The sequence below is a fragment of the Variovorax sp. 01N429 genome, assembly GCF_056399425.1.
Genome location: NZ_JBFTRG010000012.1, coordinates 34,603 through 59,496 on the forward strand (window position 1 = coordinate 34,603; position 24,894 = coordinate 59,496).

A 24,894-nucleotide genomic window follows, 5' to 3' on the forward strand; every position below is an offset into this window, starting at 1 on the left:
AAGGGCCAATGGGCGGCAAACGTTTTACTCCGCGTCAAGGCCGCCCTCCATATCACCAATGGCTTATCCCGGCGCCTCAATCATCGGGCGCGAACCGCGCCACCAACGCACCCAGGCGTCCGGTGGAGTGCGCCAGGCCCTGGTAGATCGCCCGCACGCCCAGTGCCCAACCCACGTACAGGCGCGTCGCACCGGTTAGCCGCGCCAGGCGGAAGAGGTGCCGGCTCCAGAAGGTGATGGATGCACGCGCGCGATAGATCAACTTGCGCCGCCACGGCAGGCCGGCGTCGGGCATGACGCGCTTGCGCGGGCGCAGGCCGCGGCGCCGCCATGTCAGGCGGTAGGCGAGCCCTTCGCGGCGCTGGCGCAGCCCGGCGGCCTGCGTGCGCGCCACGAAATCCGCATCGACCGCCTCAAGCGCCAGCCGGCCTTGCGCGATGGCGTCATGCACCATGGCGTGCAGGTGCGCCGAGCGGATGATCACCACGTTGTTCCCGCGGCCATCGGACGCATAGGGCTCCACCCACGCGTCGCCGAACGAGATGTCCGCGGTCTCTGCGACGACGTCGTCGCAGACGTTGCACGCAGCGTTCTGGAAGAAGCCCGCGCCCCAGTCGCCTTCGGCCAGGTGGAACCAGTCGCGCTGCGCCGTGCGCCCGTCGCGAAGCTCGAAACGCGCGGTGTACCAGTTGGCCGGCCGCCGCGCGTCCTTCAGCCGATAGTCCATGCCGCGCACCTCGTCCAGCGGGACGTCCATTTGCCACGCAAAGCTCTCGGCCAGGCGCGTGCTCTTCATGTGCCCGCAGAACAGGCCCAGCGTGAAGGACACGCGCGCCTTGAGCACCGGGTCTTCCTGGCGCAGCAGCTGGATGGCCTTGATGAAGCACGGCACGCCGACCACGGCGTAGCGGCCTGGCGTGGCGCGAATCGCCTCGAGCACGCCCGACAGCTCCACCGGGTAGTACCGCGACTTGGCGCCGGCACACACCTCGTCCACCGTGCGCGACAGCCTGTAGGCGAAGAGACGTTCGCCGTCGCTTGCCTTGCCGGGGCCAACGTGCGCCACGGCATCCACTTGCCCGGTGCGCAGCAGTTCGGCGGCGGTCCAGCTGACCATGCCGCCTGAACTGCCCCTCTCGCGATGCCCGCACTCTGCCGCGTGCCCGACGTAGGCGGACTCGAATCTGCCCACGCGACCATCGGCGTGGGCGGCACACGGAAAGAGAGCGGCGGCCAGCGTCGTCTCGTCGTTGGCGGCGGGCGAGAAGGGACAGGTGCGCGCAAAGTCGGACGCGCCGCGCCGCAGGCGACGGGCAGCGCCGGTGGGCTTGAACTCGCCGTCACGGTCCAGTCTCATCCGGATTGCGCCGGCAGTGCCGGCCTGCGCTGAACGCGCCGCGCAGCTCCCGCAGCCGATGCACATGCCGGCGCGAACGATGTCGGCAGGGCTGACCGCGGGGGCGCCATCATGCGACGGCATGGCGGGGACCTTCGACCTGCTCGGGTGCGACGTCCAGCGCTTCGTCCAGCCAGGCGTGCGACGCAGCGCGCAGCACCTGCAGGCGCGCCTCGACGGCGAGCGACGGCGCCTGCGACAGGCGCGCATCGATATCCGCGGAGCTTGCTCCTGGCCCGGCGAGATGGTCGTCCGCTTCCATCAGGGCGAGCAGGTTGCGGATCTTCACCGCGCGGTATGACGACTCCTCACACACGAAGGGCCTGTGGTGGCGCAACGCGAAAACGCAGCCGTGGAAGAAGTTCGTTGCGACCGCGTCGGCACGTGCCATGAAGCGGGCGAAATCTTCAGGCCCGGCGGTAAGCCATTGCGTGTCGCACCAGTCGTTGCGGTAGCCGATGCTGGCCAGGACCAGGCCGCGACGGTCGGCCCATGCGCGCAGCAGCGCAGCAAAACCCGGGCTGAAGTTGTGGCCGTAGACCGCCACATGGGGCTTGGCCGCGCCGCCGCCGGTGAATGCGCTCGCGCCCACGTGCGGAAATTGAAGGCAAGGGTCGAGCACGACGGGCGGCGCCGTGCCCAGTGCGCCAGCCACGAGCGCCTGGGCGTTGGCATCGCGAACGGCAATGGCGTCGAAGTTCCCGAGCCATCCACGCCACGGCGCGGGAAGGCCGCGCTCGGCGCTGTAGTTGCCGAAACTCGCCGCATAGGCAATGCGCCGCCGCGCCCGCAAGCCTTCGCCATAGAACAAACTGCACCGGCCGTACCACGGGTGCGCGAGGTTCCAGACTTCGTCGCTGCCGACGACCACCGTGTCGACCGGCGCCATCTGCACGGGGTCTTCCAGCGAGAACGGCCGCGACAGCGGCAGCGCGGCAACGGCCTGCAGCAGCGCCCGCGTCTTCCGTGCATACGCCGAACGTTCAGCTGCGCTGGTCGGCAGCGGCAGCACGGGATTCAAGGCGCAGCGCCACTCGGCCCAGTCCACGCGCCGCGAACGGTGATCGAGCACCTGGACGTGGTGACCTCGCGCCTGCAGCCCTTCGACCAGGCAACGCGTCTGCCAATAGGAGCCGTAGTTGATGCAACGGTGGAACGTGAGCACACCGAGGGACGAGGACGGCGCCGAGGAGGGCGTGCGAAAAGGAGCCAGCATGCGTGCAACGCTAGGCAGCGCTGCTCGCCTCTGGCGTCGGACGCTGCGCCGTCAGGCGGTACGCGCGGCGAACGCAGGCGGGCAGGCCGCGTCTCGCCCGACGAGCAGTGGAATCACGAAGGCCATCAACACCAACGCGATGAAGAAGTCGAGCACCACAAAGGCTTGCGACCTCTGGACGCTGTGGCGCCTCTTTAGAGCCGATTCAGAACGCTGCTGCGCGCCCGCAATTGCCGCGCCAGCCGCAGCACCGGCGCATCGACCATCTTGCCGTCGACCATCACGGCGCCCTGCACTGACTGCGCGGCCGCGGCAAGCACGCGAGCCGACCATTCCACCTGCGCCGCCGAAGGCTCCATCGCGAGATGCACCGCGGCCACCTGGGCGGGATGGATGCACAGCCTGGCCCCAAAGCCGAAGTGCAATGCCCGGTGCGTCTCGCGGCGAAGTTGCTCGACATCGTCGATCGCAGGGGTGACGCCATCGATCGGCGGGGCAAGCCCGGCGCGGCGCGACGCGAGCACGAGCGCCCAACGGGCCGGCGCCAGAGCCTCCTGCGCCTCGCTCGGTTCCATCGACAAGTCCGCCATCAGATCGAGGTGGCCAAGGCTCAGTCGCAGTACCCGTGGCGCCCGAGCAATGGCGTCCAGCCCGAAGAAGCCCTCGCCGGTTTCGACGAGCGGAAACAGCGGCAGTCCGGGGCATGCGCTTGCCACGGCGTGCAGCGCCTCTGCGCCCTCCGCCTTGGGCAGCATCAGGCCGCCGAGCCCCTGAAGCGCAAGATCGGCGGCTAGTTCGAGGTCTTCCCTATGCCATTCGCTGGTCGCCGAGTTCACACGCAAGACCACCCGTGCACGCGACGCTGCATCCAGCACCGCAAAGGCCAGGCGAAAGGCTTCGCGTGCCACAGCCTTGGCCGCAGGCGCGACCGCGTCCTCCAGATCGACGATCACCGCGTCGGCGCCGGATGCCAGCGCCTTCGCCAGGCGCTCCGGACGGTCTGCCGGCACAAAAAGAAAGGTGCGCGCTCGTGCAAGCGCAGCCTGCCTCTCGAACGTTTCCGTCATCGCGCTCAACCCAGCTGCGAGCCTTGCGCCGGGTTGTTCATTGACTGTCATGAATTGTTCCCTGCAGTTTTCAGTCCGCACGCACCGGCAAATAGCCGATCTCGCGCAGGATGGCTTCGGTGTGCTCGCCCAACGCCGGCACTGCGTCCATGCGCGGCACGTACCGGTTGCTGCGCGCGGGCGGCAGCATGGCCGTGACATTGCCGGCGGGCGTGCCGATGTCGCACCAGACCTTTCGCGCGGCCAGCTGCGGATGCGCCCAAAGCTGCGCCATGTCGCGCATGCGGGCGTTGGCAATGCCGGCGTCCTCGAGCCGCTCGATGACCTGCTGGGTCGACAAGGACGAGAAGGTCTGGAGGATCAAGGTCCGCAAGGCGGCCCGGTTCTCATTGCGCAGTGCATTGGAGGCGAAGCGCGGATCGGTAGCGAGCGCGCCCCGGCACATGACCTTCTCGCAGAACTGCTTCCATTCGCGCTCGTTCTGCAGGCCGAGCATCACCGTGCCGCCGTCGCCAGCCGCAAACGGGCCGTAGGGATAAATGCTCGCGTGCGCCGCCCCTGCGCGCGGCGGCGGCGTTGCGCCTTCGTAGGCGTAGTAGAGGGGGTAGCCCATCCATTCCGTGAGCGATTCGAGCATCGACACGTCGAGATGGCTTCCCTCGCCTGTGCGTCCGCGCAAGATCAGCGCATTCAGGATCGCGCTGTAGGCGTACATGCCTGCAGCGATGTCGGCGATCGAGTTGCCGGCCTTCGAAGGTTCGTCGGGCGTGCCTGAGATCGACACGAGGCCCGCCTCGCTCTGGATCAGCAGGTCGTACGCCTTCTTCTCGCGCATCGGGCCGTTTTCGCCGTAGCCCGAAATGTCGCAGACGATCAGGCGCGGGTGCGCCTGATGCAGCGAGGCGTAGTCCAGCCCCATGCGAGCGGCGGCGCCGGGCGCCAGGTTCTGCACGAGCACGTCGGCCCGCGATATCAGCGCGCGCAAGGCGTCCAGCGCATCCGCCTCCTTCAGGTCCAGCGCAATGCTCTCCTTGGAACGGTTGGTCCACACAAAGTGGGACGACAGTCCGTGCACGCGCTTGTCATAGCTGCGCGCAAAGTCGCCCACATCCGGGCGTTCCACCTTGATGACGCGCGCGCCCTGGTCCGCCAACTGCCGCGTGCAGAAAGGCGCTGCAATGGCGTGCTCCAGCGAGACAACGGTGATTCCCTCAAGCGGTCGTGTCATTGGCATTGCTCCGTTCAGAACGAGCGCGGCAGTCCGAGCACATGCTCCGCCACGTACGACAGGATCAGGTTGGTCGAGATCGGCGCCACTTGGTACAGGCGTGTCTCGCGGAACTTGCGCTCGACGTCGTATTCGCAGGCAAAACCGAAGCCGCCGTGGAACTGCAGGCAGGCGTTGGCCGCCTCCCAGCTCGCCTTGGCTGCCAGGTACTTCGCCATGTTGGCCTCGGCGCCGCACGCCTCGCGGCGATCGAACAGCTCACAGGCCTTGAAGCGCATCAGGTTGGCCGCCTCCAACTCGATGTGCGCCTCGGCAATGGGAAACTGCACGCCCTGGTTCTGTCCGATGAGTCGGCCAAAGACCACGCGATCCTTCACGTAGCGCGAGACGCGGTCGATGAACCAATAGCCGTCGCCGATGCACTCGGCGGCGATCAGTGTCCTCTCGGCATTGAGACCGTCTAGGATGTACTTGAAGCCCTGTCCTTCCTCGCCGATCAGGTTCTCGGCCGGGATTTCCAGGTTCTCGAAGAACAGTTCGTTGGTCTCGTGGTTCACCATGTTGGGAATCGGCCGGATCGTCATGCCGCTCTTTACCGCATCCTTCAAGTCGACCATGAAGATCGACATGCCTTCGGACTTCTTCTTCACGTCGGCGAGCGGCGTGGTGCGCGCCAGCAGGATCATCCAGTCCGAATGCTGCACGCGGGAGATCCAGACTTTCTGGCCGTTCACCACGTAGCGGTCGCCCTTCTTCACGGCAGTGGTCTTGATCTTGGTCGTGTCCGTGCCCGTGGTCGGCTCGGTCACTCCCATGGACTGGAGGCGCCATTCGCCCGACGCGATGCGTGGCAGGTAGAAGTCCTTCTGCTCCTGCGAACCGTGGCGCAACAGCGTGCCCATGTTGTACATCTGGCCGTGGCAGGCGCCGGAGTTGCCGCCCGAGCGGTTGATCTCTTCCATGATGACGGACGCCTCGGCCAGGCCCAGCCCGGAGCCGCCGTATTCCTGCGGGATCAGCGCGGCCAGCCAGCCAGCTCGCGTCAGGGCGTCGACAAAAGCCTCGGGGTAGGTGCGCTGCTCGTCGATCTTGCGGTGGTACTCGTCGGGAAACTCGGCGCACAGGGCACGCACCGCGTCGCGGATGTCTTGGTAGTTGTTGTTGGAACTGGCAGTCATGTGGTTGGGTCTCGGAAATTCTTCAGATCGATTCAGGCCAGGGTGGCGCTCGCGCGCATGGCCAGGAAGCCCTCGTGGTCGCTGGCCCACAAGCGGACGGTCTTGCCGTCTTCCGACGGTGCGCCGTTGAGCGTGAAGGGTCGGCCGTCGAACATGGGTCGTTGCGCCTTGAAGTCGAAGACAAGTAGCTGTGCGTCCGGTTGCTGCCGACGCACCAGGTCGACCAGCAGCGTGGCTATGAGCGGGCCGTGCACGATGAGGCCCGGATAGCCTTCCTCCTGCGTCACGTAAGGGCGGTCGTAGTGGATGCGGTGGCCGTTGAAGGTGAGCGCGGAATAGCGAAACAACAGCACCTCGTCTGGATGCACCTCGCGCTGCCAAGGTGCATCGGCTTCGGCCAGCACGGGCGGCGGTGAGGGTTCGCCGGGCACCGGAGCATCTCGATAGACGATGTCGTGCTCTTCTTCCAGGGCGAGGCCAGCGGCATTGGCATAGCGGTGCGACACCAGCACGAACACCAGTTCGCCGGAGCGCCCTGACTTGGGTTCGATGGAAACGATGCGCGAGTCGCGCTGCACCGTATCGCCGACGACAAGGGCGTTGGTGGAAGACCAGCGCAGCCGCCCGCCGGCCCACATGCGACGTGGCAACGGCACCGGCGGCAGGAACCCGCCGCGCTTGGCGTGGCCGTCGGCGCCAATCTCGCGTTGCAGGTGCTGCGGCAGGAAGTAGAGCCAGTGCCACAGCGGCGGCACCGCACTGCCGATGCTTGGTTCCGGATCGTCACGGTCCAATGTGGCCGACAAGCCCCGAAGAGGCGCGGCATCGATCTGATCGTGCAGTGTTTCGCTGCGGCCGACCCAGCCGGAAAGATCGACTTCAGAAGTGGGAATGTCTCGCATGCCTCAATGTTGATGCGACGAGGGCGGAAGAACAATCGATCTTTTTGAGATACTGCCTTCGTCATTCCCGAAGGCTGCGCAAAACCTCCATGCAATTCGACCTGACCGATCTGCGCCTTTTTGTCCTGGTGGCCGAGGAGCTCAACCTCACCCGCGCCGCCGCCCGCCAGCAGCTCTCGCTGGCTGCGGCAAGCGCTCGAATCAAGTCGCTGGAAGAGCAGGCGGGGCTGCCATTGCTGGTGCGCGAGGCGCGCGGTGTGAGCCTTACAGCCCCTGGCGAAGCCTTCCTGCATCACACGCGCGCAATCCTGCGCCAAACGCACCAATTGCGCTCCGATCTGCAGGACTACGGCGGTGGCCTTCGCGGTCATCTGCGGGTGTTTGCCAATACCACGGCGGTATCGGACTTCCTGCCGGAAATCTTGCCGGCCTACTTGGCGTCGCATCCTCGAATCAACGTCGACCTTCAGGAAAAACCGAACGCTGAAATCGCCCGAGGTGTGCTGGATGGTGGCGCCGACCTCGGCATCGTGGCGGGCGAGACGGACACGCTGGGGCTGGAGAAACTGCATTTCAGCACCGACAGGTTGGTGCTGGTCACGCGCCGTGGGCACCCGCTGGGCAGGCGCAAGAGCATCGACTTCGCGCAAACACTGGGCGAAGACCACGTGGGCATGCACCAGGGCAGCACCTTGCAGACTTTCCTGGCCGATGTGACCGAGCGCCTGGGCAAGCCGCTGAAGCTGCGCATCCAGCTGTCGAGCTTCGACGCCATGTGCCGAATGATCGGCGCCGGCGTGGGAGTCGGCATCGTTCCCGAGAGCGCGGCGCGGCGCAATGCCGAGGCCGGACAGCTGTCCCTGGTGGCCTTGAACGACGCCTGGAGCATTCGCGAGCGCTACGTGCTGGCGCGCGAACGCGCACGGCTTCCAACCTACGCGCAGGAGCTGATCGAGGCGCTGGTGCGCCACTATCAGTAGTGAATAGTGCTCTGGCGCCTCGCTTGTCATCAGCCTTGTGCGGCACCACGCAACAAGGCCTTGTTCCCGCCCACCGTGCACGGCTTCGACGAGTTCTTCGGCAACCTTTATCACCTCAACGCCGAGGAGGAGCCCGAAGACCCGCAGTACTCCATCCGCGAGCACGCACCTGCTCTTTCTTTCGCGGCGTGCCCTCAGCCTTGCCCCAGATCCAGCAGCGCCGAGTTGCGCCATGTTTCGGATCGATCCGGCGGAAGCCATTGCGCCAGTAGTTGCTGCGCAGCCGCACCGTGCAACGGCGCTTGCGGCGGCTTCGGCGTTTGCGCTGATGTGCGCTCGAAGCGCGGTGCAGGTGCCGGCTGCACGACGCCATCGATTTCGATCAGGGTCCCGCGCGCCTTCAGGTGTGGATGATCGGCCGCCTCTTCGAACGACAGCACCGGTGCAAAGCAGACATCCGTGCCTTCGAGAAGCTCGCACCACTCGCTGCGCGTGCGCGTCTTGAAGACCCGCTCGTAGGCTGCCTTCGCCTGGGGCCATGCCGCCTCGTCGAACTGGCCGCCGATCGTGCTCGGATCGATGTCGAGCCGTCGAAGCAAGTCGGCATGAAAACGCCCCTCGATCGGACCGATCGAAATCCATTGCCCGTCGCTGCATTCGTACACGTCGTAGAAAGGCGCGCCCGAGTCGAGGATGTTGCTGCCGCGCTGATCGTTCCATTGGCCTGCCGCCGAGAGCCCGTAGAAGGCCGTGGCCAGCGAGGCCGCGCCGTCGACGATGGCCGCGTCCACGACCTGACCCTGTCCCGTGGCTCGCGCATTGAGCAGGGCCGCGAGCACGCCCATGACCAGGAACATCGCGCCGCCTCCGAAGTCGCCTACCAGCGCCAGCGGAACGGTAGGTGGTTGATCCTTGCGGCCAATCGCGCGCAGAGCGCCGGTCAGAGAGATGTAGTTGATGTCATGGCCTGCTGCCTGCGCAAGCGGGCCGCTCTGGCCCCATCCCGTCATGCGGCCATACACGAGCCTCGGGTTGCGCGCGAGACAGATGTCCGGCCCCAATCCCAAGCGCTCGGTAACACCGGGCCGAAACCCCTCGATCAGCGCATCGGCCTCGCAGACGAGGTCGAGCACCAGGCGAATCGCATCGGGGTCCTTCAGGTCGAGCGCGATCGAAGGTCGATTGCGCAACAACAGGTTGAATTTCAATGGCCGCTTCACACCGAGATCGGCCGCTTCGCGGCGCTCGATGCGCAGCACGGTCGCGCCCATGTCGGCCAACTGCATGGCCGCCATGGGCCCGGGGCCGATGCCGGCCAGTTCAATGATCTTGATGCCTGCCAATGGGCCCATTGCGGTGTCTCCTTGATGTGTCGGTGCGACGTGCGGCTTTCGTCAGGCTGAGAGTGCCACATCGGGCGCGGGGACGAGCCGTGTGATTGCCCCCCCCCCCCGAGCCCCATCACTCCACAGTCACGCTCTTCGCCAGATTCCTCGGCTTGTCCACATCCGTCCCCCGGGCGCAAGCCGTGTGATACGCGAGCAACTGCAGCGGCACCACGTGCAGCAGCGGCGACAACGCGCCGTAGTGCTCGGGCATGCGGATCACGTGGAGTCCTTCGCCGCTTTCAATGCGCGTGTCGCCGTCGGCCAGCACATAGAGCACGCCGCCGCGCGCGCGCACTTCCTGCAAATTGCTCTTGAGCTTCTCCAGCAGTGCGTCGTTGGGTGCGACGGTGACGACGGGCATCTCGCTGGTGACCAGCGCGAGGGGGCCATGCTTGAGCTCGCCGGCCGCATACGCCTCCGCATGGATGTAGGTCACTTCCTTGAGCTTGAGCGCGCCTTCGAGCGCAATCGGGTAGTGCAGACCGCGCCCGAGGAACAGCGCGTTTTCCTTTCGGGCGAAGTCCTCGGCCCAGCTGATGATCTGGGGCTCCAGCGCGAGCACCGACTGCAGTGCAACGGGCAGATGCCGCATTTCCTTCAAGTAGCGCGCTTCATCGGCTTCGGACAATCGGCCCTTGGCTTGCGCGAGCGCCAGCGTGAGCAGAAAGAGCCCCGCCAACTGCGTCGTGAAGGCCTTGGTCGAAGCCACGCCGATCTCCACCCCGGCGCGCGTGATGTAGGCCAGCTTGCATTCGCGCACCATCGCGCTGGTCGCGACATTGCAGACGGTGAGCGTCTGCGTCATGCCCAATGAACGCGCGTGCTTCAACGCGGCCAGCGTGTCGGCCGTCTCGCCGGACTGGCTGATGGTGACGACCAGCGTCTTCGGATCGGGCACGGAGTCGCGGTAGCGGTATTCGCTCGCGATTTCGACCTGGGTCGGGATCTTGGCAATGCCTTCGAGCCAGTACTTTGCCGTGCAGCCGCTGTAGTAGCTGGTGCCGCAGGCCAGGATGAGGACCTTGTCGATGTCCTTGAAGACTCGCCATGCAGCGGCGCCGGGCTCGCCATCGACGGCCGCGCCGTCAAAGAGTTCGGGCACGACGCCTTCCACACCCTCGAGCGTGTCGGCAATGGCGCGCGGCTGCTCGAAGATTTCCTTTTGCATGTAATGGCGATAGGGCCCGAGTTCGGCCGCGCCGCTGTGCGCCTGAACTGTGCGCACAAGGCGATTCACCGGCTTGTGCGTGCGGTCGACGATCCAGTACTTGCCGGGCTGGATGTCGACCACGTCGCCCTCTTCGAGGTACACGATCTGGTCCGTCACTCCGGCGAGTGCCATCGCATCGCTCGCGAGAAAGTTTTCGCCCTCCTCTGCGCCCACTCCGAGGATCAGCGGCGACCCGGCACGCGCGCCGACGACACGGTGCGGTTCATCGCGGGAGATCACGGCAATCGCATAAGCGCCGTGCAGTTCCTTGACGCTGGCCTTCACAGCTTCGAAGAGATCGCCGTCGTAGTGGCTGTCCACGAGATGCGCAATGACTTCGGTGTCCGTCTGGCTCGCGAATGCATAGCCTTTGGCTTGCAACGCCGCGCGCAGCGTTTCGTGGTTCTCGATGATGCCGTTGTGCACGATCGCGATGCGACCCGGCCGCGCTGCCTCGGCGTCCGCGCCGGGGCCATGGCTGAAATGAGGGTGCGCGTTGTGGACCGCCGGCGCACCGTGGGTCGCCCAGCGCGTGTGGGCGATGCCGGTGGTGCCTTCGATGCGATCGGTCTTCACCTGGGTCAACAGGTCGGCCACGCGCGAGGTCGTGCGAGCGCGCTGCAGTCCGCCGGCATACACGGCCACACCGCAGGAGTCATAGCCGCGGTATTCGAGACGCTGCAGGCCTTGCACGAGGACGGGAACGATGTCGCGACCGGAAACAGCGCCGACGATGCCACACATGGGTTGCTCCTGAATAGATTGGTACGGAGCGATCCTATGTTTCACGGCATGAAATTTGTGATCTTCTTTTAGGCGAAAATTGACAAGCGATTTCACTTGCTCAAATATTCGATCTAATATTTCAGAAACGGCTGAATAATGAAATTTTCAGACCTCGACAGCATCGATCTGCGCCTTCTGGATGCGCTCCAACGAGACGCTTCCCAGAGCAATCAGTCGCTGGCCGAGCGCTTCAGCATCTCTCCGCCGACGTGCCTGCGTCGCGTGCGGCGCCTGCGCGAGGCGGGTTGGATCGAAAGTCAGGTCGCGATCCTCAATGCCGAGCAGGTCGGGCCGCTCCTCACCGCGGTGGTGGAGATCTCGCTGGATCGGCAGGATGCGTCGGCGCTCGATGCTTTCGAGCAGCGGGTTGTAGCCGACGAAACCGTCCAACAGTGCTACCGCGTTTCGCCGGGACCGGACTTTGTATTGGTCGTCACTGTGCGCGACATGCCGGGCTATCAGGCACTGGCGCAGAGGCTCTTCACGAGCGACGCCAACGTGCGCAACGTGAAGGCGTTTTTCAGCGTCAAGCGCGCCAAGTTCGCGCCGCGGTTGCCTCTGCCCGGCCTCACATAGGCCGTCACGCCGTTCTGCCGGCTTCAGTTCTTGGGCGCCTTCTGCGGACGCGCCCAGTTCGCGAAGCTCACCTGCCGCGCACGCGAGATCGACAACGCACCGGGATCCGTGCTCTTGGTGATGGTCGAACCGCCGCCGATCGTGCCGCCCGCGCCGATGGTGACGGGCGCGACCAGCACGCAGTTGCTGCCGACGTGCACGTCGTCACCGATCAGTGTGCGGTGCTTGTTGGCGCCGTCGTAGTTGGCGGTGATGCTCCCGGCGCCGTAGTTGACGCGTTGGCCCACGGTGGCATCCCCCAGATAGGCGAGGTGATTGGCCTTCGCTCCGGCGGCGAGCGTCGAATTCTTGACTTCGACGAAGTTGCCGATGTGCACCTCGGCACCCAGGCGCGTTCCCGGGCGCAAACGCGCGAATGGTCCCACCAGCGAGCCCGCGCCCACCGTCACGCCAGCCTTGTCGCCGTCGATGTGCGTAAAGGGATGGATCACCGAGCCCGTCTCGATGCGCGCATTGGCGATGACGCAGTTGGCGCCGATGCGCACGCCGGCTCCGAGCGACACGGCCCCTTCGAACACGCAGTTGACGTCGATTTCGACATCCGCTTCGCACGCGAGCGTGCCGCGCAGATCAAATCGCGCCGGATCGGCCAGGCGAACCCCCTGCGCCATCAGTGCATCGGCCTGGCGCAATTGATAGGCGCGCTCCAGCGACGCCAGCTGCGCCGGGCTGTTCACGCCGGCCACTTGCAAGGCATCGTCGGTGCGGTGTGCAACCACCGGAACACCGTCCACAGTGGCAAAGCCGACGACGTCCGTCAGGTAGTACTCGCCTTGCGCGTTCTTGTTGTCGAGCCGCGTGAGCCAGCTTCGGAGGAGCCGGGCCGGCACAGCCATGACGCCGGTGTAGACCTCCGTGATGGCACGCTGGGCTTCGCTGGCGTCTTTCTCCTCGACGATGGCGAGCACTTCACCCTCGCCCTCCTCTTGAGCCGGCGCGCGCACGATGCGGCCATAGCCGGTCGGCTTGTCCACCTGGATGGTGAGCAGCGCGAGCCGCCTCCCGGCGCTTTCGGCGACCAGCGCTCGCAAGGTCGATTCGCCGATGAGCGGCACGTCGCCGGAAAGCACGACCACGGTGCCATCGTCCGGCAGAAGCGGCATCGCCTGCTGCATCGCGTGGCCGGTGCCAAGTTGCGGAACCTGCCGCGCGAAAAGCGGCGCCACGCCCGGCACTGCGCCGTCCATCGCCGACTCGACGTCGGCCGCACCATGTCCGGTGACCACGACGATGTTGCGTGCGCCGACGCGCGCCGCCGTGTCGATCACGTGCGCGACGAGCGACCGGCCGCCCAGCTTGTGCAAGACCTTGGGCAGGCTGCTCTTCATGCGCGTGCCTTTGCCGGCGGCCATGATGACGATGTCGAGCGCCGATGCGGCGTATTGCGAGGAGGTTTCCGAGGAAGTTTGCAACGAGGTCTGCAAAGAGGCCTGCAAAGAGGATTGCGATTCGGACATGCGATGGGAGCGATTCGGATCGCTCAGGAAGCTGTTCAGTGGAAAAGCCGTCGATAGTCGAGCTGATAGGTCAACTCGACCTCGCGACTGCCGATCGGGCGGGCGGGAATGCCGCCCACGACCGCATTTTCAGGCACGTCGGCGGTCACGACCGAACCTGCTGCGACCACCGACCCACGCCCGAGATGCACGCCCGGCAAGATGATTGCGCGTGCGCCGATCCACACGTAGTCATCAATCACTACCGGCAGGTCGATGCCTGCGAAAGTGGGCGACTGCACATCGTGCGTGGCCGTGAGGATCATGACCTCGGAGCTGATGGAGACATTGCTCCCAATGGTCAGGCCGGCGCGGTTGTCCAGCCGGCACTTTTCATTGACGACCGAATTCGGCCCGATCCACAGTTGGCCGCGCGTGTCGAAAGTCGTCCCCATGAGGAGGCTTGTTCCGGGCTGGATTTCAAAAGCCATGACGCGCGCGTACCAGGCATGCCGCAAGAAGTGCGAGGGGATTCTATTGATCCAGTGATTGGTCAAATAGATCAAAAACTCCATGCCGACAGCTCTTATTTTTCCTGCGATCATCATGCCCCGATATTCACGGTCTTTTTTTTCAAATACATGCCGGTCAGGATGCAGCCGTTTTTCGACGATTCGCAAATGGGCGAAGAATGAATCGCTGGTAAAAAAATGGAATGGTGAGCATGAAAGGCCGCGTCAGCAATCGGCTATAAAACCGGCGCTGGTCACTGAGCCCGCCCATTTTCCAGTTGTCGTTTGAAAAGTAGGCAGTCCATAGCCGCTCGGATTCCTCGTGAGCGACGTGTTGCAGCGTCGCAGATTTGGCCTCGGCATGGCAGCGAAAGCCGCCGATGAAATCCGGGATCATGTGAAATTTGGCGCCTGCAAGATAAAGCCGGCTGAACCAGTCGAGGTCCATCGCAAAGCGCAAGGACGCATTGAGCTCTTCGGACATCGCATTGGCGCGCCAAAAGGCGGTTTCGCTCGCAACGTTGTAGCCATGTTCGGCAGGATTGAAGACTCGCCCGCACACCCAGCCGATCACGTGCGATTCGGCATTCAGCATCAAACGGTCGCCATGCACCACGCCGACTTCCGGGTTCTCGTCGAAAACGCGCAGCACCTTCTTCAAGGCGCCCCGCAGATACACGTCGTCGCTGTTCAGCCAGCCGACGATGTCCGCCTTTGCATGCTTCAAGCCCTTGTTGATGGCGTCCGTCTGTCCGCCATCTCGCTCCGAGACCCAGAAATCGATGCGGCTGGAATACTTCTTGAGCACATCGACCGTCTCGTCGGTGCTGCCGCCGTCCATCACGATGAGCTGCAGCCCGTCAATGTCCTGGTTGAAGATTGAAAGCAGCGTTTCCTCGATGTATTTCCCTTGGTTGTACGAAGGGACGACGATGCTTATTCTCGGCTTATTCATGGCGTTGAACATTCCAATTCAGGTTCCGGCTCCGGCTCTTTCTTCAAATCGGGCCATTTGAGGAACAGCAGGACATATTGATACACGAAATGGGCGGCGCACGTCACGATGTTGAACCAGAGAATCATAGGAAGCGTGCCTGCCCCGAATCTCCATAAAAATGCGCATTGCAACAAGATCACGAATATGACGGCGTATGCCTGCTTTTCGGTAAATCCGCGCACCGCCAGCGTCATGAAGGCAAAGCCGGCGCCATTCATGAGAATGGTCGAAAGAAAAAGCATCCAGACATAGGGTACCATGTTCTGATATTTTGCCCCGAGTAAAATAATCCAATATTGCGGCAAAAAGACCGCCGTCACCAGCAAAAGGAACAAGGCACCCAGATAAGCGAGGTGCACCTTTGCAATCAACGAAACGAGCCGCTTCCCGGCAGGCGCCCGCGCAATGACCGGGAAGAGAAGAATAGCCCCGACCCTGTCGACGATTGCCAGTGCAAGCGCCAACCTTCCGAAGGCGCCGATCTCGGCCACTGTGGTCGCGGTGCCGAAAAGCGAAGCCAGGAAGATCGTGATCGCGCCCTGCACCTGGAAGAAGATGGCCGACGGAATCAGTGGAACGACGATCTTGAGGATCTGGCCGTCGATCTGCTTTTCTTCCGTCGCGCTCAGCCGCGTTTCCTCGATCTTCCTCGCCTTGAACTCCCGTCGATAAAGAACGATGGCAAACAACTCCGAAACCACCGTGGCGCACAAGAGAAATGCAATCGAATAAGGCGTCAGCGGCAGCAGCAGAACGGCGCCGACCATGAGGAACCGCGATGCGGTCACGAAGAAGGTGATGCGGCTGATCGCCGACACCTGCCCAAGGATCACGAGCACGGTCCCCGCAAAGCTGCCACGCAGCGACGCCAGCACCGACGCGACCACCATCAGCGCCGCCCAGGCATAGGCCCACAGCAGCCACTGGTGCTGAATGAAGGTGTAGATGCCATATGGAATGACGACCGCGAAGCTCACGATGAGCATCAGCGTTCGGCGACGAAAGACCTGTCCGCACACACCCATCACCCAGTGCACTTCGGAGCTTCGCTGGCCGACGATCGGCAGCGGGCATTTGGACAACCCGAGATCGGTGATGCCCATGATCAACTGCAGGCAGGTGATGAGGAAGGTGTACACCGCGTACTGGTCCTTGGGCATCACGTTGACGATCAAGAGCCCGGTGATGCCGGCGACCCCAACGCTGAAAGACTCGACGCCGCTCACCATGACGATCTGGCGCAGCCGGGAGAGCAGGTTCATTGGTGCGTGCGGTGGAGAGGGTTCTGGATGGGAACCTGACGATACGCGATAAAAACAACGATCCGACAGCGATACGGCAACGATGGCAATGCGCCGACACTCAGATCAGCGGAACCGGACGCAGCGGCCGTTCGAAGTAGTCACCCAGCGATTCAAGGGCCCGGGGTTCCAGGATTCGCAGCCAGCCGTCTTCCAGGCGATGAAGGTTCAGGTGCCGCAGCCGGCGCAGGGTCTTGTTCGTGTGCACCAGCGAAAGCCCGAGCGCGTCGGCGATGTGCTGCTGGTTGAAGGGAAACTCGACCCAACCGTCGCGCACCATGCCGACCCGTTCGGCACGGCGATAGAGGTGCATCAGCAGCATCGCGACTCTTTCGCTCGCATTGCGCCTGCCCGCCGTCACGAGGTTGTCGTCCACCATCTTTTCCTCGCGCGCGGCCAGCCACGTGATCTCATAGCCGAGCTTCGGATGCGCGTGGAACAAGTCCCAGAGTTCGTCTCGCTTGAAGACGCAGAGCGTGACGTCGGTCACTGCCTCGACCCCATGTGTGAAGCCATCGGCGAATTCGTCCTGCAGGCCGATGAAATCGCCGGGCAGCAGGAAGCTCAGTATCTGCCGACGGCCGTCGCTCAGCGTCTTGAAGCGAAAAGCCCAGCCGGCGTAGAGCGTGAAGAGAGAGGCGCCGGGGCGGTATTCGTCGACGATGGGCTTGCCCGCCTGGACGACGCGCGAACCATGCCGGAATTTCTCGATGACGCGCAATTCGTCGCCGGCGACCTTAAGGAACGCGGCATTGGCACGAAGCCCGCATCGGTCGCAGGGGTCGTTGCCGCTTGGGGGAATGGCGGGAGGCGGATAGTCCTCGAGTTTCACGCTGGCACTATATATGCCGGGTCGCGAGGGAGCGGCGCTTCATGAGTGTCTTTTGACATTTCACGGATCGGCCGCGGCTCCTAAACTGCGGTCGCCTTCACTCCCCGATTCTTTTCCGACACCGATGGAATTCCAGGAAATCCTCTACTGCAGCAAACTCGCATCCGATCAGTCAACCACGGTGGTGGGGCATATCGTGTCCCAGGCCCGGGCGAGAAACGTTCATGAAGGGATTACGGGACTGCTCGTCTTTGACGGCCTGCGCTTCTGCCAGCATCTGGAGGGGCCGCCCGGATCGGTGATGTCGCTGATGCGCCGGTTGGCGGCGGACCGCCGGCATTCGGACATCCGTGTCCTGTACGAGGGTTCACTGGCGCAACGCCGCTACCAACGCTTCGAGATGGGTCTCGCGGAGGTCGAAGAGCACGAAGACCTCGCGGACCTTCACGACCTGCACGGCAAGGCGGCTCTCGATCATTTCATCGCCCTGCGTTCCCGCTTCGACATTGCAGGCTGAAGGGCTCAGCTATTGGAGACAGTGGCGGATTGGGCAACGGCGTCCCAGCTATAGGTTGCGCCGTTGCTATCCCAAGGCTCCATGACGATGCGCTGGCCCGCGGGGACGTTCAGCGATTCGCCCGGCGCCAGCACAAGGTCTTCGCTGCCCCAATGGGCTGTGGCGTCGCGCGTCACCCAAATCCGCCCCTGGCGAACCCGCAGCACGCTGGCGCTCGATGCCTTGAGGCTCATCGCGTGCCCGGCATCGAGTTGCCATGCGCCGCGGCGCACGGCCGAGGGCACAGTGGCCTGGCGTCCCAGCGCAATGGAAGACGGCGAAGTGGAGGTGTAGACGGCAGACATGTTCGGCTCCTGGATGTTGAGCACGCTATTGCGCGCTTCGGGAATGAATGATCTGCCCACCTTCGTTGGCGGTCCAATGAAAACGCGGTAGCCTACTGATTCCGGTTTCGCATCAATCAACCCACCCGCAGAAGCTCGTCCCACATGCTTCATTCGCAAACACACCTGCGTTCCAGGCCCATATCGGCGGGCCATCTCCGCGCCTTCGAAGCCGTCGCTCGCCACCTCAACTTTCGCGCCGCAGCCGACGAAATGGCGCTGACCCAATCGGCCGTCAGCCGCCAGATCCAGTCGCTCGAGGAGGAAGTCGGCGTGGGCCTCTTCCTGCGACACACCCGAGCGGTCGAATTGACGAGCGCAGGCTCGCAGTTGCTGCTGGCGGTCCAGCAGTCCTTGCCGCGCATCGACGGCGCCGTTCGCCAGATCCGACAGAACGCCGGACGAAAGAGTGTGTCGCTCACCACCTTTGCGTCCTTCGCTTCGATGTGGCTGATCCCACGCCTGGAGGCATTCCAGCGCGACAACCCCGAAATCGACATTCGCATCGACGCAAGCGATGCGGCGCTCGACCTCGACGTGGCCGACGTGGACATCGCCCTGCGCTACGGCCCGCGCGAGCACATGCCCCCCGGCGCGCTGCGTCTCTTCGGCGAGACCATCACGCCGGTGGCAAGCCCTTGGCTCATCAAGACCAATCCGCCGATCAAGTCTCCGGCGGATATCGCACGCTTCACGCTGATCGAAGCCGGCGACGCCCATCGCACGCACCTGGAATGGCTGACCTGGCGCCGCTGGTTCGAGGTCAACAGCATGGGACGCGCGCAGCCACGGCGCTGGCTCTACTTCAACTACGCCTATCAGATGGTTCAGGCCGCCTTGACCGGCCAAGGCGTGGTCCTGGCGCGCAGTTCGCTCATCGCGGAAAGCCTGGCCAACGGTGACCTCGTCGAGGTGCTCCCGCACCACCGCATGGATTCACCGATGGCCTATTGGCTGATCACTGGCCCGCGCGGCGCGCCAAGGCCTGAAATCCAGGCGTTCAACGAATGGCTGCAAGGCCAGGCCGCGATCACCCGGGAAACAATCGGCGAAGTGCCAGACCCCGACACCGTCGACCAACTAGATTGAGGCTTCGACGCCAGAAACACCGCGGAACCGGCTTTGCCGGGCCGCTGGTGTTGCCCCCGGCAGGGGGTGGGCGGCCACACGAAGTGAGCAAGCCTGGGGGTGAGCCAGTGACACCGCGGAACCGGCTYTGCCGGGCCGCTGGTGTTGCCCCCGGCAGGGGGTGGGCGGCCACACGAAGTGAGCAAGCCTGGGGGTGAGCCAGTGACACCGCGGAACCGGCTCTGCCGGGCCGCTGGTGTTGCCCCCGGCAGGGGGTGGGCGGCTACACGAAGTGAGCAAGCCTGGGGTGAGCCAGTGACACCGCGGAACCGGCTTTGCCGGGCCGCTGGTGTTGCCCCCGGCAGGGGGTGGGCGGCTACACGAAGTGAGCAAGCCTGGGGGTGAGCCAGTGACACCGCGGAACCGGCTTTGCCGGGCCGCTGGTGTTGCCCCCGGCAGGGGGAAGGCGAAGCGACACGAAGTGCGCGAAGCCTGGGGGCGAGTCACGAGATCGGCCAGACGACGCCGTTGTCATTGAGGATGGCGTCCAGCGGCACGTCGTGGGCCTCCGGCTCGAACTCGCCGAGAAAACCGTTGGTGAAGCCCAGTCCGACGGTGAAGGGCCGCGGTTCCAACGCGGCAAGCGTGCGGTCGTAAAAGCCGCCCCCATAGCCCAGGCGATAGCCGCCGGCGCTGTAGCCCAGACAAGGGACAAACAGCAGCGTGGGCACGATCAGCTCGGTGTCCTTGGGCTTGGGGATGTCGAAGGCGTCGTTTTCCATCGGGCAGCCGGGATACCACGCGTGAAAGGTCAGCGTCTTGTGCACGCGGTCGACGACCGGAAGGCCGATGCGCCTGCGTTGCGGTTGGTCGAGCAGTTCGCCGTCTTCTTTCCAGCGATGCAGGGCTGGCAGTGGATCGAACTCGCCCTTGATCGGCCAATAGGCACCGATGACGGTGTCCGGCCGTCCGACCAGCCAGATCCGCATCACGCGCTGCAGAAGATCGGCGCGCGCGAGCCGATCAGGCATCGCAAGACGCTGTTCGATCAGCGCCGCGCGAACCTGAGTTTTGAGAAATGTGGCAGTGGCCGAGGTGTCGGCACCCTTTGACTTGTCCATAATCCCCCGATGCAATTCGCAAGCATTTTGGCATCCGTCCGCCGACTCCGGAGCGGTGCCCTCTCCTCCCTTCTTTTTTCGTTTGCTGCATTTGCAACCGTGAGCCAACCGGCCGCTGCGCAAAACAGCAACGACGATGTCCTCCTCCAGATGAAACAGGCCGCCCAGCGCGGCGACAAGGCGCGTCTCACTGCGCTGTTGCCGCAGGCGCGCGGCCATGTGCTGGAGCCATGGGCGGCCTACTGGGAAATGAAGGCTCGCCTGCAGGACGTCAGCCTGCCTGAACTTCAGGAATTTCTCGCACGGTATGCCGGCACCTACCAAGAGGATCGCCTTCGCAACGACTGGCTGCTGCTCGCAGGCCAGCGACGCGACTGGAATGGCTTCACGTCCTTGCACCCGGCGTTCCGCATGAACGACGATGCCCAGGTGCGCTGCTATGCCGTCTTGATCGAGACCTTGCAGTCCGGCACCGCCACGCAGGGCCAGGCGGAGGAAGTGCGCCGCAACTGGTTCGGCCAGCGCGACCTGGATGACGGCTGTCTCACCGCGGCCGACCGCATGATCAGCGCGCGCATGATGTCACCCAACGATGCCTGGAAGAAGGCGCGCCTCGCCATCGAGGCGAACCGTCCTCAGGCTGCCCGCGCGGCGATCATGCTGGTCGCGCCGGACGCCATCCCGCTCTTCGACGAAATGAACGCCAACGTCGGCAAGTTCCTGGCGAGCCGAGCCGTCGTCGCGGCCAAGTCGCGGCGCGAACTCGTGGTGCTGGCGCTCATCAAGATGGCCAACAGCGATCCGGAAACGGCCGCCTCGCAGTTCGACGTGAAGTGGAGCCCCATGCTCTCGGCCGAAGAGCGCAACTGGCTCTGGGGCACCATGGGGCGCCAAGCCGCGATCAAGCTTTCGCCGCTCGCCAACAACTATTTCGCCAACGTCACCAAGAACAGCGACCTCAGCGACGAAATGCTCGCGTGGAAGGCGCGCGCCGCCCTGCGCACCGGCGACTGGAAGATCGTGCAAACCGCCATCGATGCCATGAGCGAAACGCAGCAGCGCGACCCCACCTGGGTCTACTGGAAAGCTCGCTCGCTCGCTTCATACGGCGGCGACGAACGCCGTGCGCAGGCCCGCGTGCTCTACGAGAGCATTTCCGGCACGCGTGGCTTCTACGAGCTGCTGGCGCTCGAAGAACTGGGCCAGCGCGCGACGGTGCCGAGCCGACCAGCGCCGCTCACTGCAGAAGAAAAGAATGCCGCTCGCAACAACCCGGCATTGAATCGGGCGATCTATGCCATCTCGATCGGCATGCGCCCCGAAGGCACGCGGGAGTGGAACTACGCGACCAACCTGCACGCCACCGGCGGCATGAGCGACCGCGACCTGCTGGCGGCGGCCGATCTGGCCTGCCAGCGCGAGATATGGGACCGTTGCATCAACACCAGCGAACGCACCAAAGGCGTGATCGACGTGGATCAGCGCTTCCCCATGCCGTTCAAGGACATGGTGGTGCGCAAGAGCCGCGAAATCGGGCTTGATCCGGCCTACGTCTATGGCCTCATTCGCCAGGAAAGCCGCTTCATCATGGACGCCCGTTCGGGCGTCGGCGCCTCGGGGTTGATGCAGGTGATGCCTGCCACCGCGCGCTGGACGGCCAGGAAGATTGGCATGAGCGATTTCACGCAGGGCCAGATCAACGATCACGACACCAACATCACCATCGGCACCAACTACCTGAAACTCGCGCTCGACGACTTCGACGGCTCGATGGCACTGGCTGCGGCCGCCTACAACGCCGGCCCGGGCCGGCCGCGCAACTGGCGCAACGGGCCGCCCATGGAAGCAGCCATCTGGGCTGAAAACGTGCCGTTCAGCGAAACACGCGACTACGTCAAGAAGGTGCTGGCAAACACCACCAACTACGCAGCACTCATCACCGGCAAGCCCCAGTCGCTCAAGGAAAAGCTCGGCCGCGTCGGACCTCGCGACACCCCCGAACCCGAGGCGACCAAAGACCTGCCTTGACTTCGGTGATTGCCTTGCGCGAGAACTTGCCCGCCTGGGCCACCGAGTGGCTGGGCATCATCATTCCCATCGCCCAGGTCGCCTTGATCCTGCTGGCCGCGTGGCTGATCTATCGGTTCGTGCGCCGGCTGATCCTGCGCATGGGCACCGGCTATGGGCTGCCGTCCAATGTGGCTCTTGTCACCCGCCGCAGCGCGGCCTTCCTGATCTATGGCGGCGCGCTGCTTTGGGGCCTCGAGCGGCTGGGCGTGTCGGGCACCGTCCTGTGGACCGCGTTCACGAGTTTTGCAGCCGTCGGTGCCGTGGCTTTCTTCGCGGCATGGAGCGTGTTGTCGAACATGTTCTGCGCGCTCTTGATCTTCACGACGCGCATGTTCTGGCCGGGCGACACCATCGAAGTGCTGGAAAACGGAGAGAAACCCGGCCTGAAAGGCCGCGTGCTGGACATCAACCTCGTCTTCACCACGCTGGAGGAGAGCGGCAGCGCCCATGAGGGCACGACCCTCAAGATCCCGAACAGCATGTTCTTCCAGCGTGCCGTGCGCCGCTGGCACGGCACCTCACCAGCGCTGCCCGAAACTCCGAATCGATAAGCATCAATCCGGGCCTGTGATTGCATCAATCATCAGCGAGAGCGCCGCTAGCATTCGAGGCTTTGCATAGTTGCATCAACCCTGATACCGGAGACGGTCATGACACAGCTCTACATCGGCAACAAGAACTACTCCTCCTGGTCCATGCGCCCCTGGGTGCTCATGAAGCAGGCCGGCATCGCATTCGACGAAGTCATGGTGCGTTTCGACTCCTTCGACACCGATTCGAAGTTCAAGCGCACCATCCTGCCGCTCAACCCCATCGGCACGGTGCCAGTGCTCAAGGACGGGGACATCGTCGTCTACGACACGCTCGCGATCTGCGAATACCTTGCCGAGACCTACCCTGAGAAGAAGCTCTGGCCGGTGGATCGCGCCCAGCGAGCGCAAGCCCGCAGCGCCTGCGCCGAGATGCACGCGGGCTTTCAGATGCTGCGCACCCACTGCACGATGAACATCGAGGCCGACCTCCGCCAGCAGGGCCAGATCATCCTGCGCGACCAGCCCGGCGTGCGGGCGGACATCGACCGCATCGTTCAGCTCTGGAGCGGACTGCTTCGAGCGAGCGGCGGCCCAATGCTCTTCGGCGAATTCAGCATTGCAGACGCCTACTTCGCGCCCGTGTGCACGCGCATCGTCACTTTCGGGTTGCCCGTGCCGCCGGCGATCTCGGCCTATGTCGAACGCGTTCGCGCGCTGCCGTCGGTAAAGGCATGGATCGATGACGCGCTGCAAGAAAAGGACTTCGTCGTCATGGACGAACCCTACCGCCTGTCGCGCTGAGGAACTCGCGCCGTCCTGGCGCAACGGCCTGGTGCGCGGCCTACACTGCACGGATGCAAATCTATCTTGTCGGCGGCGCGATTCGCGATGCGCTGCTGGGTCGGCCTGGCAGCGATCACGACTGGGTGGTGGTCGGCGCCACGCCGGAACAGATGGTTGCGCAAGGCTACTTGCCGGTCGGTCGAGACTTTCCGGTTTTCCTGCATCCGGAAACACGCGAGGAATACGCGCTGGCGCGCACCGAGCGCAAGAGCGCGCCGGGCTATCGCGGCTTCGTGGTGCATGCGGCGCCGGACGTCACGCTCGAACAAGACCTCGCGCGGCGCGACCTGACGATCAACGCGATCGCACTGCCAGCGGACAAGATCGGCGCCTACGACAGGCTGGACGTCGATCCGCTGGACCTCGTCGACCCCTTCGAAGGCCAGCGCGACCTGCACGACAAGCGCCTGCGCCACGTGACCGACGCCTTCCGCGAAGACCCTGTGCGCATCCTGCGTGTCGCGCGTTTCGCGGCGAGGTTCGACGACTTCGCGGTAGCGCCTGAGACCATGGCGCTCATGCGCGACATGGTTGAAGCCGGGGAGGTCAATGCGCTGGTGCCTGAGCGCGTCTGGCAGGAGCTTTCGCGCGGCCTCATGGAAACGAAGCCTTCGCGCATGTTCGAGCTGCTGCGGGAATGCGGCGCGCTTGCAGTGCTGCTGCCCGAAGTCGACCGGCTGTGGGGCGTCCCGCAACCAGAGGCGCACCACCCCGAGGTCGATACCGGCGTGCACCTCATGATGGTGCTCGATATGGCGGCGCATCTGAATGCGCCGCTGTCGGTGCGCTTTGCCTGCCTGGTCCACGATCTTGGCAAAGGCACGACGCCCGCGGACGTCCTTCCCCAGCACATCGGCCATGAGCAGCGCAGTGCCAGGCTTTTGCGCGCCGTGTGCGACCGGTGGCGCGTGCCCGTCGACATCCGCGAACTCGCGGACGTGGTGGCGCGCGAGCACGGCAACATCCACCGCAGCGGCGAACTCAACGCAGCGGCGGTCGTCCGGCTGCTCGAGCGCTGCGATGCGTTTCGCAAGCCACAGCGTTTCGACGAGGTGCTCCAGGCCTGCGAGTGCGATGCACGCGGAAGGCTGGGACTCGAAGAGCGGCCCTATCCCCAGCGCGATCGCCTTGCAGCGGCGCTTGCCGCGGCGCAGTCGGTGGCGACGGAACCCATCGCGCGCGAGGCGCTGGCGGCGGGCGCGACAGGACCGAAGATCGGCGAGGCGATCACCCGCTCCCGGATTGCCGCCGTGGCGCAAGGGCTCCTCCCCTACTCCTGAGTCAGGATTGGCGG

23 protein-coding genes are annotated in these 24,894 nt (G+C 64.5%); 8 read left to right on the top strand and 15 right to left on the bottom strand.

Annotation, left to right across the window (positions count from 1 at the left end):
* Nucleotides 1-76 precede the first annotated feature (76 nt).
* From AC1DSF_RS20775 to AC1DSF_RS20800, 6 genes are all read right to left on the bottom strand, one after another.
* Complete coding sequence (locus tag AC1DSF_RS20775) at nucleotides 77-1,480, bottom strand: Coenzyme F420 hydrogenase/dehydrogenase, beta subunit C-terminal domain (protein ID WP_478126239.1); 1,404 nt, start codon at nucleotides 1,478-1,480, stop codon at nucleotides 77-79.
* On the bottom strand, nucleotides 1,467-2,612 hold the full coding sequence (locus AC1DSF_RS20780; protein WP_478126238.1) for a polysaccharide pyruvyl transferase family protein: 1,146 nt from the start codon (nucleotides 2,610-2,612) through the stop codon (nucleotides 1,467-1,469). Before AC1DSF_RS20780 ends, AC1DSF_RS20775 begins: the two co-directional genes overlap by 14 nt.
* 194 nt (nucleotides 2,613-2,806) lie before the next feature.
* Entirely contained in the window at nucleotides 2,807-3,730 is a 924-nt protein-coding gene (locus AC1DSF_RS20785; RefSeq protein WP_478183363.1) for an HpcH/HpaI aldolase/citrate lyase family protein, read from the bottom strand.
* 19 nt (nucleotides 3,731-3,749) lie between these two features.
* Complete coding sequence (locus AC1DSF_RS20790; RefSeq protein WP_478183364.1) at nucleotides 3,750-4,907, bottom strand: CaiB/BaiF CoA transferase family protein; 1,158 nt, start codon at nucleotides 4,905-4,907, stop codon at nucleotides 3,750-3,752.
* Between the two features lie 14 nt (nucleotides 4,908-4,921).
* A complete protein-coding gene (locus tag AC1DSF_RS20795) occupies nucleotides 4,922-6,085 on the bottom strand; it encodes an acyl-CoA dehydrogenase family protein (RefSeq protein ID WP_478183365.1) in 1,164 nt (387 codons plus the stop codon).
* A 32-nt stretch (nucleotides 6,086-6,117) separates the two neighbouring features.
* Nucleotides 6,118-6,987, bottom strand: a complete 870-nt coding sequence (locus tag AC1DSF_RS20800; RefSeq protein WP_478183366.1) for an HTD2 family dehydratase — start codon at nucleotides 6,985-6,987, stop codon at nucleotides 6,118-6,120.
* A gap of 89 nt (nucleotides 6,988-7,076) precedes the next feature.
* Between AC1DSF_RS20800 and AC1DSF_RS20805 the strand changes: the two genes are divergently transcribed.
* Complete coding sequence (locus tag AC1DSF_RS20805) at nucleotides 7,077-7,967, top strand: LysR family transcriptional regulator (protein WP_478183367.1); 891 nt, start codon at nucleotides 7,077-7,079, stop codon at nucleotides 7,965-7,967.
* Nucleotides 7,968-8,161: 194 nt separating this feature from the next.
* Here AC1DSF_RS20805 and AC1DSF_RS20810 read toward each other — a convergent pair whose 3' ends face one another.
* On the bottom strand, nucleotides 8,162-9,319 hold the full coding sequence (locus tag AC1DSF_RS20810; protein WP_478183368.1) for a CaiB/BaiF CoA transferase family protein: 1,158 nt from the start codon (nucleotides 9,317-9,319) through the stop codon (nucleotides 8,162-8,164).
* A 109-nt stretch (nucleotides 9,320-9,428) separates the two neighbouring features.
* On the bottom strand, nucleotides 9,429-11,309 hold the full coding sequence (gene glmS / locus AC1DSF_RS20815; RefSeq protein WP_478183369.1) for a glutamine--fructose-6-phosphate transaminase (isomerizing): 1,881 nt from the start codon (nucleotides 11,307-11,309) through the stop codon (nucleotides 9,429-9,431).
* A 138-nt stretch (nucleotides 11,310-11,447) separates the two neighbouring features.
* On the opposite strand from glmS, the gene AC1DSF_RS20820 reads away from it, so the two are divergent.
* Nucleotides 11,448-11,927: an Lrp/AsnC family transcriptional regulator gene (locus AC1DSF_RS20820; protein ID WP_478126073.1), complete on the top strand. Its 480-nt coding sequence runs from the start codon at nucleotides 11,448-11,450 to the stop codon at nucleotides 11,925-11,927.
* Nucleotides 11,928-11,950: 23 nt separating this feature from the next.
* Here the strand turns inward: AC1DSF_RS20820 and glmU are convergent, their stop codons facing one another.
* The 5 genes from glmU to AC1DSF_RS20845 form a co-directional block, all read right to left on the bottom strand.
* Nucleotides 11,951-13,339 carry a bifunctional UDP-N-acetylglucosamine diphosphorylase/glucosamine-1-phosphate N-acetyltransferase GlmU gene (gene glmU / locus AC1DSF_RS20825; RefSeq protein WP_478126321.1) on the bottom strand — a complete coding sequence of 463 codons (1,389 nt, stop codon included), beginning with the start codon at nucleotides 13,337-13,339 and terminating at the stop codon, nucleotides 11,951-11,953.
* Between the two features lie 140 nt (nucleotides 13,340-13,479).
* Complete coding sequence (locus tag AC1DSF_RS20830) at nucleotides 13,480-14,103, bottom strand: acyltransferase (protein ID WP_478126072.1); 624 nt, start codon at nucleotides 14,101-14,103, stop codon at nucleotides 13,480-13,482.
* Entirely contained in the window at nucleotides 14,072-14,890 is an 819-nt protein-coding gene (locus AC1DSF_RS20835; protein ID WP_478126071.1) for a glycosyltransferase family 2 protein, read from the bottom strand. The genes AC1DSF_RS20830 and AC1DSF_RS20835 overlap by 32 nt, the downstream gene beginning before the upstream one ends.
* Nucleotides 14,887-16,161 carry an MATE family efflux transporter gene (locus AC1DSF_RS20840; protein WP_478183370.1) on the bottom strand — a complete coding sequence of 425 codons (1,275 nt, stop codon included), beginning with the start codon at nucleotides 16,159-16,161 and terminating at the stop codon, nucleotides 14,887-14,889. Before AC1DSF_RS20840 ends, AC1DSF_RS20835 begins: the two co-directional genes overlap by 4 nt.
* 133 nt (nucleotides 16,162-16,294) lie before the next feature.
* A complete protein-coding gene (locus AC1DSF_RS20845; RefSeq protein WP_478126069.1) occupies nucleotides 16,295-17,065 on the bottom strand; it encodes a Crp/Fnr family transcriptional regulator in 771 nt (256 codons plus the stop codon).
* A gap of 124 nt (nucleotides 17,066-17,189) precedes the next feature.
* Between AC1DSF_RS20845 and AC1DSF_RS20850 the strand changes: the two genes are divergently transcribed.
* A complete protein-coding gene (locus AC1DSF_RS20850) occupies nucleotides 17,190-17,582 on the top strand; it encodes a BLUF domain-containing protein (protein WP_478183371.1) in 393 nt (130 codons plus the stop codon).
* A gap of 5 nt (nucleotides 17,583-17,587) precedes the next feature.
* Here AC1DSF_RS20850 and AC1DSF_RS20855 read toward each other — a convergent pair whose 3' ends face one another.
* Nucleotides 17,588-17,926, bottom strand: coding sequence for a DUF2917 domain-containing protein (locus tag AC1DSF_RS20855; protein ID WP_478126067.1), 339 nt, complete (start codon nucleotides 17,924-17,926; stop codon nucleotides 17,588-17,590).
* Between the two features lie 144 nt (nucleotides 17,927-18,070).
* Between AC1DSF_RS20855 and AC1DSF_RS20860 the strand changes: the two genes are divergently transcribed.
* Nucleotides 18,071-19,054 carry a LysR substrate-binding domain-containing protein gene (locus AC1DSF_RS20860; RefSeq protein WP_478126066.1) on the top strand — a complete coding sequence of 328 codons (984 nt, stop codon included), beginning with the start codon at nucleotides 18,071-18,073 and terminating at the stop codon, nucleotides 19,052-19,054.
* Nucleotides 19,055-19,536: 482 nt separating this feature from the next.
* Here the strand turns inward: AC1DSF_RS20860 and AC1DSF_RS20865 are convergent, their stop codons facing one another.
* Entirely contained in the window at nucleotides 19,537-20,154 is a 618-nt protein-coding gene (locus tag AC1DSF_RS20865; RefSeq protein WP_478145466.1) for a 5-formyltetrahydrofolate cyclo-ligase, read from the bottom strand.
* A 9-nt stretch (nucleotides 20,155-20,163) separates the two neighbouring features.
* On the opposite strand from AC1DSF_RS20865, the gene AC1DSF_RS20870 reads away from it, so the two are divergent.
* The 4 genes from AC1DSF_RS20870 (at nucleotide 20,164) to AC1DSF_RS20885 (ending at nucleotide 24,880) form a co-directional block, all read left to right on the top strand.
* Nucleotides 20,164-22,182, top strand: a complete 2,019-nt coding sequence (locus tag AC1DSF_RS20870) for a lytic transglycosylase domain-containing protein (RefSeq protein WP_478145465.1) — start codon at nucleotides 20,164-20,166, stop codon at nucleotides 22,180-22,182.
* A 5-nt stretch (nucleotides 22,183-22,187) separates the two neighbouring features.
* Nucleotides 22,188-22,775, top strand: coding sequence for a mechanosensitive ion channel domain-containing protein (locus tag AC1DSF_RS20875; RefSeq protein ID WP_478126320.1), 588 nt, complete (start codon nucleotides 22,188-22,190; stop codon nucleotides 22,773-22,775).
* Between the two features lie 99 nt (nucleotides 22,776-22,874).
* Nucleotides 22,875-23,558: a glutathione S-transferase family protein gene (locus AC1DSF_RS20880; RefSeq protein ID WP_478183372.1), complete on the top strand. Its 684-nt coding sequence runs from the start codon at nucleotides 22,875-22,877 to the stop codon at nucleotides 23,556-23,558.
* 53 nt (nucleotides 23,559-23,611) lie between these two features.
* Entirely contained in the window at nucleotides 23,612-24,880 is a 1,269-nt protein-coding gene (locus AC1DSF_RS20885) for a multifunctional CCA addition/repair protein (RefSeq protein ID WP_478183373.1), read from the top strand.
* The last annotated feature ends 14 nt before the right edge of the window (nucleotides 24,881-24,894 follow it).